Source organism: Marinobacterium sp. xm-g-59 (assembly GCF_013283315.1).
GTDB lineage: Bacteria > Pseudomonadota > Gammaproteobacteria > Pseudomonadales > Balneatricaceae > Marinobacterium_E.
The window spans coordinates 126,622-140,469 of the sequence record NZ_WBYR01000002.1; the positions used below are offsets into that span (position 1 = coordinate 126,622).

Below are 13,848 nucleotides of genomic sequence, written 5' to 3' on the forward strand. Positions count from 1 at the left end.
TCGCAATGATTGAAAAAAACGTTACTATAATCAACAAATTGGGACTACACGCGCGTGCAGCGGCTAAACTTATTGGCGTAACAGGTAAGTTTGGTTGTGACATCAAAATCACAAAAGATGGCAAAACAGTCGATGCTAAAAGCATTATGGCCATTATGATGTTGGCTGCATCCCAAGGAACAGATCTAATCATACAAACGGATGGCGCTGATGAATCCGCCGCGATGGATGCCGTGATTGAGATCATAAATAACCGTTTTGACGAAGATGAGTAGAGACTAACCTACTCGTAAAGGAGGGCTGCATGAGTACGGACGAAGCACCGATCGCTCTAGATACGTTAAGCGAAGCCCTTCAATCAGATAATCTCAAACAGATTCGCTACATGCTCAACAAGGGCATGCGGCCTGTGGAAGTTGCTCACCTTCTAGAGAAAACCCCTCCTCGCGAACGTCGCATTGTATGGAACCTGCTCAACCCAGAGATAGAGGGTGAGGTTCTACAACACCTCGGTGAAGATATTCAGGCTGAAATTGTCAGCGATTTAGACGCGGCAGAAATTTTGGCGATGACAGAGTCACTCGATGTCGATGACTTAGCCGATATTCTTCAGCAACTTCCTGACACGGTCATGCAAGAGATGCTGCAAAACATGGATTTGCAGAATCGCCAACGTGTTGAAGCGGTACTCTCCTATCCTGATGATACGGCCGGCGGTCTGATGAATACCGATACGGTAACCATTCGACCTGATATTACGGTTGAGACGGCGCTTCGTTATCTACGTCGACACAGTGAGATTCCTGACAGTACCGACAGTATTTTCGTAGTGAGTCGCAAACGCAACGCACTAATCGGTGTACTTCCTATTACTCGACTTCTTATTTCAGACCCACAGATGCTGGTTCGTGAAATCATGAAGACCGAGAATGACCATGCAATCCCTGCCGATCTTCCTGAACGAGAGGTAGCTCGCATCTTCGAACAGCGCGACTTGATCTCGGCCCCTGTTATCAATGAGGATCGACAGCTTCTAGGTCGTATCACCATCGATGACGTAGTCGACGTCATTCGAGAAGACGCCGATCACTCACTGATGAGCATGGCCGGTCTGGACGAGGATGAAGACACCTTTGCTCCGGTACTAAAAACCAGTCGCCGTCGTGCAGTCTGGCTAGGAATTAACCTGATTACCGCTTTTTTGGCCTCGGCCGTCATTGGCCTGTTTGAAGCCACCATCGATCAGGTTGTAGCCTTGGCAGTACTGATGCCAATCGTCGCCTCAATGGGTGGCATCGCCGGCAGTCAAACCCTCACTCTTGTCATTCGCGGCCAAGCACTTGGACACATTGAAAGACACAATATTGGCTGGCTGTTTAACCGCGAGTTAATCGTTAGCATCATCAACGGGTCACTCTGGGCTGTTGTAGTGGCCGCCATTGCTGTCCTCTGGTTCCAAGACATGACGATCGGTATAGTGATCGCAATGGCCATCGTGATCAATCTCGTCGCGGGCGCGATGGCAGGCAGCCTTTTGCCACTGACCCTTAAGCAGGCGGGAATCGACCCAGCACTAGCTGGGGGTGTTCTACTCACCACCATTACAGACGTGGTAGGCTTTTTTGCCTTCCTTGGACTAGCTACCTTTTTCTACGGTTAATTATGAGCAGTAAAGATTTTTCAAAAGAGAGTGATCAAGAGATCGAACTCGTCAGCCGCAGCCAAGTTAAACGGGAAGCTGAAGAGCTTCAAAAACTGGGTGGTCGCATCACTGAGTTACGACTTGATCAACAAGCGAAAGTCCCCATGTCTGAACGCCTCGCAGAGGCCTGTGCAGAGATGACAAGAATCACCTCAAATGGTGCGAAAAAACGTCAACTTCAGTACATCGGCAAATTGATGCGCACAGAGGATGCCGATGCCATTCGTGTCGCCATTGACCAATTCGACTCAGCTAGCGCTGCTCATAACCAGAAATTTCATGCACTTGAGCAGTTGCGTGAACGATTGATAGCCGGAGACAAGTCAGCGCTCTCTGAGGTGATGGAGAAGTTTGAAAACTGCGATATGCAGCATCTACGAGCTTTGATTCGAAATGCTCAAAAAGAGCGCAAAGAGAACAAGCCACCGGCCAATTTCAGAAAGGTATTTCAGTACCTTCGTGACTTAGATGACGAGTCTTGAGAGTAACATTTAACGATCTCTCTTATTAATGATTTCAAGCACAGGTTCTCTCCATGGGCCTGTCATTGAATAGCTAAGTTTAGTCGCTTCGTTGATCTTATCCCCAATCAACTTATCGATAAGAAACAGGGCTCCTGCCACCTGAGGGGCCCCAAGTAGAACCGCTGCCAAGGGTGTATTGCCTGTCAGTGGCAAAATCACATCAACCCGTTTATCCACCGTTCTATTGATAAGATTTAAAGAGCCTTCTGCAGTCAAATCGGCCGAAGCGCCTCTCATAATGAGTGGCTCTTGAGTCTTAGCAACCCCATCCTCTAAATGGTACTTACCAACCAACTTATCAAAGGTGATACCGGATTTATAAAGGTCACTAAAATCGAGGCGCAGACGTTTAAATAGATTGTTAAAATCGAGTATTCCAAACAATCGAAGAAGCGCTGAGTTACCTTTTGCTTCAGTAATCTGCCCGTCTCGAAGGTCAAATTGCAGATCACCTCCTAGGCGATAACGACTGAATGACCAAGGCGCTCCAGGCCAGCTCAGTGCAAACTCAGCGGAGAGACTTTTGGTCTCTATCGCTCTTGGGTCACCCATTGATTCAAGATAGTCAGCAAGGTTGCTGCCTTTTGCGCTAAGAGCAATGCGACTCTGTTCACCCTGACCGACTGACCAGATACCCTGTCCGGTTATGCTGATACCTGCGACATCGGCCTCCAATTGATCGATCAAGAGGCTATTGCCGGATGGAAGTAGATGGGTTGTCCAACGACCCCAATGATCATCATTCCACACAAGATTTTCAATCAGAAGGTTGGTTGAAGGTATTTTGCTAATCACCTCGATGGGTGTCGGATCAGGCAATGGAACTTCTGGTTCTAATATCGATGGATCGCTCTCTGGTGTGCGCAGGTGAAGGTGGCGAAGATTTAAGTTCAAGCTGGAATCAGCAAGCTTGTAATCTATAACACCCTGAATATCACGGCCATCCAGTGCAATAGACCACCGATCGTTAGGATTGCTCGCCTCAGCAAGGATTGACTCAAATTTAAGAGCTCCAACATTCAGCTGTCCGATCTCGATGGCTGTTGTAACGGAAAGCCTTTCTTTAGTTCCATTTTTAGGCTCTGATAGAGCATCAATAAACCCAAGTAGCTCCTCAACTTCAATTGAAGGAAGGGATCCATCAATGTGAAGGCGATCAGATATTTTATAGCTCGCCTGATTTCCGCCTAGACGAATATTACCGGTTAAGGGTGAATCTAAATTTAGGTGAGCCTTTAAACGATCCGCATAATTAAGCTGTATTGTTGGTGATGAGTGCAGGGTCATCAGTAGGCTCAAGCGGCTAATATCGGAAGATTGATGTGCTAAATAGTCTGGAGCATCTACTCGGGTACCGGTTAATTGAGACTCCACTTTTAGAGTCGATTGACACTGTTTAGAACAGAGTTTTAATGTCGAGTTGAGTGGAATTTCACCCGAGATGACACCTGACAGTGGGATACCGGCCCATTGCATTAACCTATGAGAATCGATTCGACCAGCAATCTGAATATCAGTTGCGGTTGAGTCATTTGAGATATCAACATCAAATGTTCGACCTAAGAAGCTTGCTTTCAAACCCTCAGCCGACAGTCCACTTGCCAAATTAAAATTAACTGTGCCATCTATATCCGTTACGGCAACCCGTTGGGTTTCAGATATAAAGACACCACGATTCAGCTCGGATTGAATCTGCAGTTTAGGGGCCCCTCCTTTGAGAGGAACGTATAGATCCACTAAAGATTTATGACTACCCGATAGCTGCCAATCCCCTAGCTTATTGCCAACGCTGTTGGCCAACGCCTCACTGTGAAATAGGCTGTTCAAATCAAAAGCTGAACCCTCAATCGCTAACAAGGTCTCGAGTTCACCCGACCCACTCTCCATCCAAAGATCTGCAAAACCGATCTCAGTACCTGCAGCACTGCCCTGCTCTAACTGAACACGAGCTGCCCCATCTCGAGCATGAATGATGGCTTCGGCCCGGTTCAACACGGGCCAGGGTGATTGATAATCTAGTGTTGTATTCTCTACCGCTACGTAGAGCTCGCTCAATGGCTTAGGTCTATCAGCCACAAGCCTAGTCGGAGTCACCAGAACTAAACCGGCCTCTTTGACATCACCTTGAATCAGCGCTCTGTTTAACCAGCTATAAAACCCTTCACCGACAACCTTAGGCGGAGTTAGCAGTAGAGCCTCTCGGGCTATTGCACCCTTAAGCCCCATCGATAGATTAAGTAGCGCTTGTTGCTCTTTATCATAGGGTAGATCAATCGAGAACTGGCCTCGTGTTCGGATGTTATTCAACCCCAGCTCTAATAGATCAGATCCAACGGCCACATAATCACTGTGGAGCTGCCAGTTAACACGTCCTTGCGCAAAATTAAACGGCAATGCCCAGTCGTAGACCGTTGGGAATTCCATGACAAGCTGCTGACTGTCAATATCTACCCAGCCGCGGTCACTTGAAACATAAAACGAACCATTCAACTGTGATGCAGCAGGTGAACCTTTCCAGGATTTGACCGACACATCTGACAACTCACCGACCACAGAGAGGTTTTCAAATCCCTGGCTAAGATCAACGGTTAACCCTTTGACTAAACCACCGGGAGAGAGCGATTTAATCACCTCTCTGCTTTGATCACCCAAAGGCTGGTTAAGCGCAAGAGCCGACAGGTCTGATAGATTAAGCTCAGCCAGTTGAATTCGATTAGCCATCCAACCATTGACGCCAGTACTTAAATCGATCGCAGTCGGTGGCAGTGAGAATTCACTGCCTTGATAGAGGGTTGAAAAGTCTTGAAGTTGCAGCTGATAATCACGATCAACCGACTGAACAGAGAAATTTGTTGAAAGCTGCTCTAGTGCCAGCTCACCAAGCTCATCGGGCAGTACAAGTTGCAAGCTATTGGCTGATAAATTACCGACAAGATAATCAAGACTGGCGCCACGCAACTGCCCCCATAGCCGCGCATTCGCACTAATAGAGAAGCGCTGTTCGACCCCTGCAAGATCGGCCAACTCTGAGCCAATGTTATCGAGTTCAACATAGAAAGGTAATAGTAGCTGACCGTTTGTGGATTGACCTTGGTGCTGAATCGCAAAACGCATGCGACTATCTTGACCCAACACTGGCATCCAAAAACTACCGCTCAATTGATGCTCTGTTTCACTGCTTTCAAGAGACATATTGTCCAGATTGATGAAACGAGAGCGACCTGATTCTGGAATCAGATGAAGTTGTGATTCAGAAAATTCGATGGAAGGCTGTTCAAATAGAATAGCAATCAACGTATCGATTGCGCGATTATCCGTCTTTGATTGATTCGAGTCAGCTAACCACCGCCCTTCAGACTGACGCCATTTTACGTTCAACCCCTTTGCCGTGACCCGTTGAAAAATAGGTGCAGCATCAATCAATGAACGCCATGGATCCAATTCAAACGAGATGTTTTGGAGGTGAAACTCGATCTGCTTTGGTTTGAGGTAGTCGATATCCGAATGGATCTCTTTAAACTCAAAAGTTGGATAGGGGCCGCGCCAGCCAGTCTCAAGCTCACCTATCGAGACTTCAACGCCAAGATATTGACTAAGCTGAGCCGCAATATCGGTTCGGTAATCGCCCAGCAAAGGGAAGGCTAAGCGCACAGCCGTTAGCAAGATGGCTAACAGTGCTGCTACCATCAAAACCCACCAACTGACCCAAAGCGTATGCCGAACCATGAATTCCCCGCTACCTCAGAACCACATCAAAGTGTTCTGGGTTGTAGTGAGTGTCGCTCTGGAAGCGAATCGTTTTCCCAATAAACGACTCCAGTTCAGCGACATGGTCTGATGCATCATCCAGCAAGTAATCAACCACGGCTTTAGCCGCAATGACCAAATAGGAGTCGGTATCGTAGGCCCTATGTTGACGCAAGATCTCTCGAAAGATTTGATAGCACACCGTCTCAGGCGTGCGAATCATGCCTCTACCTGAACAGGTCTCACAGGTTTCACACAGAACCTGCTCTAAACTCTCACGAGTACGTTTACGCGTCATTTCAACCAGCCCCAATTCGGATACGCCAGTCACTTTGCATTTAGCGTGGTCTTTATCTAGCTGTCGCTGAAGAGTTCGCAAAACTTGACGCTGGTGTTCTGGGTCTTCCATATCGATAAAATCGATAATAATAATGCCACCCAAATTACGAAGCCTCAGTTGTCGACCAATCGCCGTCGCAGCCTCCAAATTGGTTTTAAATATCGTCTCTTCCAAATTGCGATGACCGACAAAAGCGCCGGTATTGATATCAATCGTGGTCATCGCTTCGGTTTGGTCAAAGATCAGGTAGCCACCCGACTTAAGCTCAACCTTGCGACCCAGAGCCTTCTCCATCTCCTCTTCAACGTTAAAGAGGTCAAAAATAGGACGTTCACCTGGGTAGTATTCCAGCTTCGATTCAATTTCAGGAACTAGTGTGCGAGCGAAGCTTTGTGCACGCTGAAAGGTCTCTTTAGAGTCAATTCTGATACGTTCAATTTCAGAATGAGTCATGTCTCTGAGTGCTCGCATATTGAGCGGCAGGTCCTCATAGACGGTTGCCGGCGCTTTCGCCCCCTTAACTCGGTTCTGAATACTCTCCCACAAGCGATGCAAGAAACTGATATCGGCTTTTAATTCCAACTCTGTCACACCCTCAGCGACGGTGCGCAGAATGTAGCCATACTCAGGCTCAGCTGTCTCATCGTCAGAATTGATCAACTCAGATCTGAGAATCTGCTTCAAGCGATCTCGTTCTTCTTCATCTTCAATTCGTTGAGAGACCCCAATATGAGAGGCATCTGGCATTAAGACCAGATAGCGTGATGGAAGAGATATATGGGTCGTCAGGCGGGCTCCTTTACTGCCAATAGGATCTTTAGTCACTTGTACTAGCAGTGATTCGCCTTCACGCAACACCTGAGCAATGGAAAGAGCAGCACGTTCATCCGGTGTCAGAGACTGATCAACCACTTCATCAACGTGTATAAAAGCAGCTCGCTCAAGCCCCACATCGACAAATGCAGCCTGCATGCCCGGAAGCACTCGAACCACTCGCCCTAAATAGATATTACCTAAAATCCCGCGACGCTTTGCACGCTCAACATAGATCTCTTGCGGCATGCCATTTTCAATGACTGCGACTCGAGTCTCCATCGGTGTGAAGTTAATTAGTATCTCTTCACCCAAAACCTTACTCCTTACTCAACAGACCCTTGGGTCCACGCTGAGAATCCAAATTTTTCTAAAATCTTTCCAGTTTCAGCGATCGGCAAACCCACGACTGCGCTGTAACTTCCCTTAATCTCTTTGACAAACAGTGCACCCATGCCCTGAATGCCATATCCACCCGCTTTATCCTGAGGTTCTCCGCTGAACCAATAGCGCTCCATATCTCTCTCATTGACAGGATAGAAGCTAACCTGAGTAATCACCACTTCGCTGCGAGTCTGTTGACCATCAGTAATAGCGACCGCCGTCATAACCTGATGTTGATTACCCGACAGGCGTTTAAACATAGTAAAGAAGTGGTCAGGACTTTCAGGCTTCCCTAATATCTGATTATCGATCACTACACTGGTATCGGAACCTATTACCAGAGCCCCTGGGTAGTGTTTTGCAACTGCTTTGGCTTTATTGCGTGCCAGGCGGTTTACATAATCCTCAGGTGTTTCCTCGCTAAGTGGTGTCTCATCGATATGAGCCGGATGAACTTCTGGAGAGATCCCTATCTGTTTTAATAACTCTAGTCGCCTAGGTGACTGAGAGGCCAAAACCACGTTCATTAGTTCAAATCCAAGGATCGTGCCAAGCGACGCAAAGACATAAACACGAATGGCCAGAGAAGCGCACTGGTCAAAGCCGGCACAAGAAACAGCAGTGTATCAGCAGAATTTCCCACCAGACCTTGCATCCAATAGTAGATCAATTGATTAAGCCCCACCAACAGCAGCAACACAAAGGACTGCTGAAGCATTGGAAACACTCTTAACCGACTGTGCAGTAACTGTGTAATGAAGGCAATCAGAGTCAGAGATAGAGCACCTAAACCAAGCACTGAGCCTCGCATTAAGTCCAGTAATAGCCCAATAAAAAACGCATAGACTAAGCCAACACGATTGGGGGCCCAAATAAGCCAAAAGAAAAGAACCAACAGAACGAAGTCTGGCCGGAACCACTGCAAAGAGCTATCCAAAGGAAATTGACTCAGCGTTATTGCTAGCAGAAAAGTAGCTAGAGTGACAAAAAAACCACCGCCAGAGGCTTGATCACTCACTCTCCAACCTCTCTAACCCATTCACCTGCTGAACCAAAAGCAGATAGCGGCTCTTATCAAGCGTTGCCGTTGGCTTTGCTCTAACCACTGCAAAGGAACGACCAGGCTCCTGTCTAAATTCGGTTATCTCAGCGACAGGGTAACCCATTGGAAAGACGCCGCCCAACCCTGAGGTAACCAACAGGTCACCAATACGAATATCTTCAGTATTGGGGATGTGGTCCAGTTTGAGCTCAGTAGTGGATCCACTACCGAGCGCAAGGGTACGGAAACCCGTACGTAACAGTTGAACAGGCACAGAGGATCTAGAGTCAGTCACCAACATGACTCGACTGGTGACGGGCGCAAGATCAACGACAAGACCCATGATACCGCCGGAGTCCAGTGCAGGTTGCCCAATAACAACTCCATCCTGTTCACCGCGGTTAATCAATATTTCATGCTGAAAAGGGTCAGAGCTAACGCCGATCAACTCAGCCATCTGAACCTCTTCCTCCACTTTCTGGCGAGCATTCAGCAAAGTTCTTAAACGGCGATTTTCACTGGCAAGAGTCGCGTTTTGTAGCACTTTTTGTTCTAGCAGAATGGCTTCTGTTCGCAACTCATCATTCTCTGCAATCAGTGTGGCACGACTGACCACCACATCTGAAACGCCATCTGCCATTTTGACTGGCAAATCCACCAACCACTGCAAGGGGGTAGCAACAAGGTTTAGATAGGCTTTGCCTTCACGAAATTTGTTGGAGGTAAGATCGAGCGCTACGATAGAGAGCGCTACGATTATGAGAAGAGTAAACAGCAAACGCGACGGACCACTTTTAAAGATCATGACTTTAAACCCTTCGCGTTGCCGTTATTAAAGATCAGTCACGTGACAGTAACTCAAAACCCTGTTTATCCAGTATCTCAAGTGCTTTACCGCCACCACGGGCCACACAGGTCAATGGATCTTCTGCCACAATCACAGGAAGGCCGGTCTCTTCCGTCAGAAGGCGATCAAGATTTCTTAGCAGTGCACCACCGCCTGTCAAAACAATACCGTGCTCAGCAACGTCCGCTGCCAATTCAGGTGGACACTGTTCTAGTGCACCTTTAACGGCTTGAACAATCGACTGAAGAGGCTCTTGAAGGGCTTCAAGAATCTCATTCGAGTTAAGCGTGAACATGCGAGGAATACCCTCTGCCAGGTTACGACCACGAACATCAATCTCTAGCACTTCAGGTGCTGGGTAGGCTGTACCTATCTCTTGTTTGATTCGCTCGGCTGTCGCTTCACCGATCAAGCTTCCATAATTACGACGAACGTAAGTAACAATCGCCTCGTCAAATCGGTCACCGCCGACACGAACAGATTCAGAGTAGACGATACCGCTCAACGAGATCACCGCAATCTCAGTGGTACCGCCACCGATATCGACCACCATCGAACCGGTTGCTTCATCAACTGGGAGACCAGCACCGATCGCAGCCGCCATTGGCTCTTCGATCAGGTAGACCTCTCGAGCACCTGCACCTACTGCAGACTCTTTGATTGCTCGACGCTCAACCTGAGTTGACTTACAAGGCACACAAATCAGAACACGAGGCGATGGACGAAGAAAACTGTTGTTGTGAACTTTACTGATGAAGTACTGAAGCATCTTTTCAGTCACGTGGAAATCAGCAATAACACCATCTTTCAATGGACGAATAGCGGTAATATTGCCTGGCGTTCTACCCAACATTCTTTTTGCATCGGTACCGACAGCCGCTACGGTCTTCTGGTTGCCTTGCTGGCGGATAGCCACTACAGATGGCTCATCTAGCACGATCTCACTATCTCGAAGATAGATCAGCGTATTGGCAGTTCCCAGGTCGATGGAAAGGTCGCTAGAAAAGAGACCACGAATCTTTTTAAACATTGGATTTAAAACCTTATAAGCGATGACTTTAGAAGCCAATTCATTAATCAAAGAATGTTAGCAACGACGGGGATTTTGGGCAAGGCGCAAATGTGATAGATTACGCGCCATCACAATGTTTTTACGAAACTATTTTCCACTTCTTACAGCCGCAAAATAGTTTCAATCACACCATTTAAAGAAAGAAGGTTAAGCATGTCCATCGATCGCTCCGATGTTGAACGTATTGCCCATCTTGCCCGTTTAGAGCTGAACGAGCAGGATATTCCGGCCTACACCGAAAACCTAAGCAGCATTTTAAATCTTATTGATGAGATGCAGCAGATTGATACAGACGGTGTGGAACCACTGGCACACCCACTGGATGCAGTCCAACGCTTGCGTGCTGACGAAGTTACCGAGTTGAATCAACGAGATAAACTTCAAGCGGTTGCACCAGCTGTTGAAGAGGGGCTTTTCCTTGTCCCTAAAGTCATTGAGTAACAGGATTCGGATTAGAGATATGTTTGAAAAAACACTGAGCGAACTGGCTCAAGACCTTCGCAATGGCACTGTGAGCAGTGTTGAGCTTACCCAAGCGTTTATCGATCGCATCAACCGTTGTGACAGCGAGTACAACTCGTTCATCACCACCACCCCTGAACTGGCTCTGCAGCAAGCAAAAGCAGCTGATGAGAGTCTTGCAGCGGGTACTGCAGGCCCTTTCACAGGACTTCCGATCGCACACAAAGATCTGTTTTGTACAGAGGGTGTCAAAACCAGTTGTGGCTCCAAAATGTTGGACAACTTTGAGTCACCCTATGACGCTACCGTAGTTGCCAAGTTCAAATCAGCAGGCGCTGTAATGCTGGGTAAAACCAACATGGATGAGTTTGCGATGGGATCAACCAACGAGAGCTCTTTCTATGGTGCTTGTAAAAACCCTTGGGATACAAGCCGTGTACCAGGAGGCTCTTCAGGTGGTTCTGCTGCTGCAATCGCAGCACGACTAACACCTGCAGCAACAGGTTCAGATACAGGTGGTTCGATTCGCCAACCGGCAGCGTTCTGTGGCATTACCGGCATCAAGCCAACTTATGGACGCGTCTCTCGTTACGGCATGGTTGCCTACGCCTCTTCGCTTGATCAGGGCGGTCCAATGGCTCGCAGTGCTGAGGATTGTGCTCTTATGCTGAACGTCATGGCGGGACAGGACTCAATGGACTCAACCTCATCGGCACAACCGACTGAGGATTACACTGCGTCGCTCAACAACTCGCTTCAAGGCCTAAAAATCGGAGTTCCGAAAGAGTTTATGAGTGCCGATTTAGACAGTGCAATGGCGGCTCAGATTGAGACAGCGATCAAACAGCTTGAATCGCTGGGCGCCACAATCAAAGAGGTTAGCCTTCCGAATACACGCATGTCGATTCCGGCTTACTACATCATTGCTCCGGCGGAGGCATCGTCAAACTTGTCACGTTTTGATGGCGTACGTTATGGCTACCGTTGCGAGAACCCACAAGATTTGGAAGACCTCTATAAACGGACTCGTGGCGAAGGCTTTGGCTCTGAAGTTAAACGCCGCATCATGGTTGGAACCTACGCACTCTGTGCCGGCTACTACGACGCCTACTACAACAAAGCTCAACAGATTCGCCGTTTAATCCAACAAGATTTCATGCGCATCTTTGAAGAGGTCGATGTCATTGTTGGGCCGACAACACCAAGCCCTGCGTTTACCATTGGTGAAAAAGTGAATGACCCTGTCGCAATGTACATGGAGGACATCTTCACACTGTCGTTAAACCTGGCTGGTCTTCCCGGTATGTCCGTACCTTGTGGACAGGTAAACGGCTTGCCTGTTGGCCTTCAGTTGATAGGGAACTACTTTGACGAAGCTCGCCTATTGAACGTAGCTCACCAATACCAACAAAATACAGAGTGGCACACCCTGTCACCGGTTACGGCATAAGGAGATCGATATGGAATGGGAAACAGTTATCGGTCTAGAGATCCACGTTCAGCTCGCGACCAATACGAAAATATTTTCAGGTGCTAGCACTGCCTTCGGTGCCGAACCCAATACACAAGCGTGCGCCGTTGATCTGGCATTGCCGGGCACACTGCCGGTATTCAACGATGGCGCACAGAAAATGGCCATCATGTTTGGCTTAGCGATTAATGCCGAAATCGGTAAACGTGCCGTTTTTGAGCGCAAAAATTACTTCTATCCAGATCTTCCCAAGGGTTACCAGACAACCCAACTAGAAGCACCTATTGTTGGCGAAGGTTACGTCGATATTGAAACGGAAGATGGCGAACGTCGTGTTCGTATTCATCACGCTCACCTAGAGGAAGATGCCGGAAAATCCTTACACGAAGATTTTCACGGCCAATCCGGTATCGACCTTAACCGAGCCGGTACACCTCTAGTCGAAATTGTCTCTGAACCCGATATGCGCACCTCTAAAGAGGCCGCTGCTTACGCTCGCAAGATTCATGCGATAGTAACTACTCTGGGCATCTGTGACGGTAACATGGCCGAGGGCTCAATGCGTTGTGACTGTAACGTCTCCATTCGCCCTAAAGGCAGTGACACCCTAGGTACTCGCACCGAGCTGAAGAACATCAACTCGTTCCGCTTCATTGAGCGTGCAATCGACACCGAGGTAGAGCGTCAAATCGACCTAATAGAAGATGGCGGCACAGTAGTACAAGAGACTCGTCTTTACGATCCAGACAAAAACGAGACTCGAAGCATGCGCTCGAAAGAGGATGCTAACGACTACCGTTACTTCCCTTGCCCAGATCTACTTCCTGTCGTGGTCGATGATGCCTATGTAGAAGCCATTCGTCTAACGCTTCCAGAACTGCCGGACGCACGAAAAGAGCGTTTCATCAGTGAACTGGCTCTATCTGAATACGACGCTGGTGTTCTGTCAGCTTATCGCAACCAAGCGGACTACTTTGAGTCAGTGGTTGAGTGTTGTGGTGATGCCAAACTGGCTGCCAACTGGGTGATGGGAGAGTTGGCCAAAAACTTAAACGCAGCCGATCTGAGCATTGATAACAGCCCCGTTAGCGCAGAGCAGTTAGGCGGTCTTCTAGTTCGCATCAAGGACAACACCATCTCTGGCAACATTGCTAAGAAAGTCTTTGAAATCCAATGGAACGAAGGCGGTACAGCTGACGAAGTGATTGAAGCCAAAGGGTTGAAGCAAGTCACCGACACCGGTGCAATAGAGACCATGATCGACGAGGTCATTGCCAATGCAACAGCACAGGTTGAACAGTATAAAGCTGCTGAACCAGAGAAACGGGGCAAAATGCTTGGTTTCTTTATGGGCCAGGTCATGAAAGCATCCGGCGGCAAAGCCAACCCAGGTGCGGTCACCGGCATACTTAAATCTAAACTGGATGCTCTTTGCGACTAACAG

12 protein-coding genes are annotated in these 13,848 nt (G+C 48.1%); 6 read left to right on the plus strand and 6 right to left on the minus strand.

Annotated elements, in window-relative coordinates:
- Positions 1 to 5: 5 nt before the first annotated feature.
- From XMG59_RS03085 to yjgA, 3 genes are read left to right on the plus strand one after another with little or no spacing between them, the layout of a single operon-like run.
- Positions 6 to 275 (plus strand): HPr family phosphocarrier protein, encoded by a 270-nt coding sequence (locus XMG59_RS03085; protein ID WP_173483320.1) that lies wholly within the window; start codon positions 6 to 8, stop codon positions 273 to 275.
- Between the two features lie 29 nt (positions 276 to 304).
- Entirely contained in the window at positions 305 to 1,660 is a 1,356-nt protein-coding gene (gene mgtE / locus XMG59_RS03090) for a magnesium transporter (RefSeq protein ID WP_173480510.1), read from the plus strand.
- Between the two features lie 2 nt (positions 1,661 to 1,662).
- On the plus strand, positions 1,663 to 2,184 hold the full coding sequence (gene yjgA, locus XMG59_RS03095) for a ribosome biogenesis factor YjgA (protein WP_173498192.1): 522 nt from the start codon (positions 1,663 to 1,665) through the stop codon (positions 2,182 to 2,184).
- A 9-nt stretch (positions 2,185 to 2,193) separates the two neighbouring features.
- Here yjgA and XMG59_RS03100 read toward each other — a convergent pair whose 3' ends face one another.
- Genes XMG59_RS03100 through XMG59_RS03125 form a run of 6 tightly spaced genes read right to left on the minus strand, consistent with a single transcriptional unit; the run spans position 2,194 to position 10,429 of the window.
- Positions 2,194 to 5,913 (minus strand): YhdP family protein, encoded by a 3,720-nt coding sequence (locus tag XMG59_RS03100; protein ID WP_173498193.1) that lies wholly within the window; start codon positions 5,911 to 5,913, stop codon positions 2,194 to 2,196.
- Positions 5,914 to 5,962: 49 nt separating this feature from the next.
- Entirely contained in the window at positions 5,963 to 7,441 is a 1,479-nt protein-coding gene (rng, locus tag XMG59_RS03105) for a ribonuclease G (protein WP_173483910.1), read from the minus strand.
- A gap of 11 nt (positions 7,442 to 7,452) precedes the next feature.
- The gene (locus XMG59_RS03110) at positions 7,453 to 8,037 is read right to left on the minus strand and encodes a nucleoside triphosphate pyrophosphatase (RefSeq protein WP_173488566.1); all 585 of its coding nucleotides are present in this window, start codon (positions 8,035 to 8,037) and stop codon (positions 7,453 to 7,455) included.
- Positions 8,037 to 8,528: a rod shape-determining protein MreD gene (gene mreD / locus XMG59_RS03115; protein WP_173488565.1), complete on the minus strand. Its 492-nt coding sequence runs from the start codon at positions 8,526 to 8,528 to the stop codon at positions 8,037 to 8,039. The genes XMG59_RS03110 and mreD overlap by 1 nt, the downstream gene beginning before the upstream one ends.
- Positions 8,521 to 9,357, minus strand: coding sequence for a rod shape-determining protein MreC (gene mreC / locus XMG59_RS03120; RefSeq protein ID WP_173498194.1), 837 nt, complete (start codon positions 9,355 to 9,357; stop codon positions 8,521 to 8,523). Before mreC ends, mreD begins: the two co-directional genes overlap by 8 nt.
- A 34-nt stretch (positions 9,358 to 9,391) precedes the next feature.
- A complete protein-coding gene (locus XMG59_RS03125; protein WP_173480503.1) occupies positions 9,392 to 10,429 on the minus strand; it encodes a rod shape-determining protein in 1,038 nt (345 codons plus the stop codon).
- Positions 10,430 to 10,624: 195 nt separating this feature from the next.
- Here XMG59_RS03125 and gatC point away from each other — a divergent pair, with 195 nt between their 5' ends.
- Genes gatC through gatB form a run of 3 tightly spaced genes read left to right on the plus strand, consistent with a single transcriptional unit; the run spans position 10,625 to position 13,845 of the window.
- The gene (gene gatC / locus XMG59_RS03130) at positions 10,625 to 10,912 is read left to right on the plus strand and encodes an Asp-tRNA(Asn)/Glu-tRNA(Gln) amidotransferase subunit GatC (RefSeq protein ID WP_173488563.1); all 288 of its coding nucleotides are present in this window, start codon (positions 10,625 to 10,627) and stop codon (positions 10,910 to 10,912) included.
- Between the two features lie 19 nt (positions 10,913 to 10,931).
- Positions 10,932 to 12,383, plus strand: a complete 1,452-nt coding sequence (gene gatA / locus XMG59_RS03135) for an Asp-tRNA(Asn)/Glu-tRNA(Gln) amidotransferase subunit GatA (protein WP_173488562.1) — start codon at positions 10,932 to 10,934, stop codon at positions 12,381 to 12,383.
- A 10-nt stretch (positions 12,384 to 12,393) separates the two neighbouring features.
- A complete protein-coding gene (gatB, locus tag XMG59_RS03140) occupies positions 12,394 to 13,845 on the plus strand; it encodes an Asp-tRNA(Asn)/Glu-tRNA(Gln) amidotransferase subunit GatB (protein WP_173480500.1) in 1,452 nt (483 codons plus the stop codon).
- Positions 13,846 to 13,848: the final 3 nt, after the last annotated feature.

Bases quoted from the DNA above. Each gene is read 5' to 3' on its own strand.
- XMG59_RS03085 (WP_173483320.1), top strand. From the start codon at position 6: ATGATTGAAAAAAACGTTACTATAATCAACAAATTGGGACTACACGCG.
- mgtE (WP_173480510.1), top strand. From the start codon at position 305: ATGAGTACGGACGAAGCACCGATCGCTCTAGATACGTTAAGCGAAGCC.
- yjgA (WP_173498192.1), top strand. From the start codon at position 1,663: ATGAGCAGTAAAGATTTTTCAAAAGAGAGTGATCAAGAGATCGAACTC.
- XMG59_RS03100 (WP_173498193.1), bottom strand. From the start codon at position 5,913: ATGGTAGCAGCACTGTTAGCCATCTTGCTAACGGCTGTGCGCTTAGCC.
- XMG59_RS03110 (WP_173488566.1), bottom strand. From the start codon at position 8,037: ATGAACGTGGTTTTGGCCTCTCAGTCACCTAGGCGACTAGAGTTATTA.
- mreC (WP_173498194.1), bottom strand. From the start codon at position 9,357: ATGATCTTTAAAAGTGGTCCGTCGCGTTTGCTGTTTACTCTTCTCATA.
- XMG59_RS03125 (WP_173480503.1), bottom strand. From the start codon at position 10,429: ATGTTTAAAAAGATTCGTGGTCTCTTTTCTAGCGACCTTTCCATCGAC.
- gatC (WP_173488563.1), top strand. From the start codon at position 10,625: ATGTCCATCGATCGCTCCGATGTTGAACGTATTGCCCATCTTGCCCGT.
- gatA (WP_173488562.1), top strand. From the start codon at position 10,932: ATGTTTGAAAAAACACTGAGCGAACTGGCTCAAGACCTTCGCAATGGC.
- gatB (WP_173480500.1), top strand. From the start codon at position 12,394: ATGGAATGGGAAACAGTTATCGGTCTAGAGATCCACGTTCAGCTCGCG.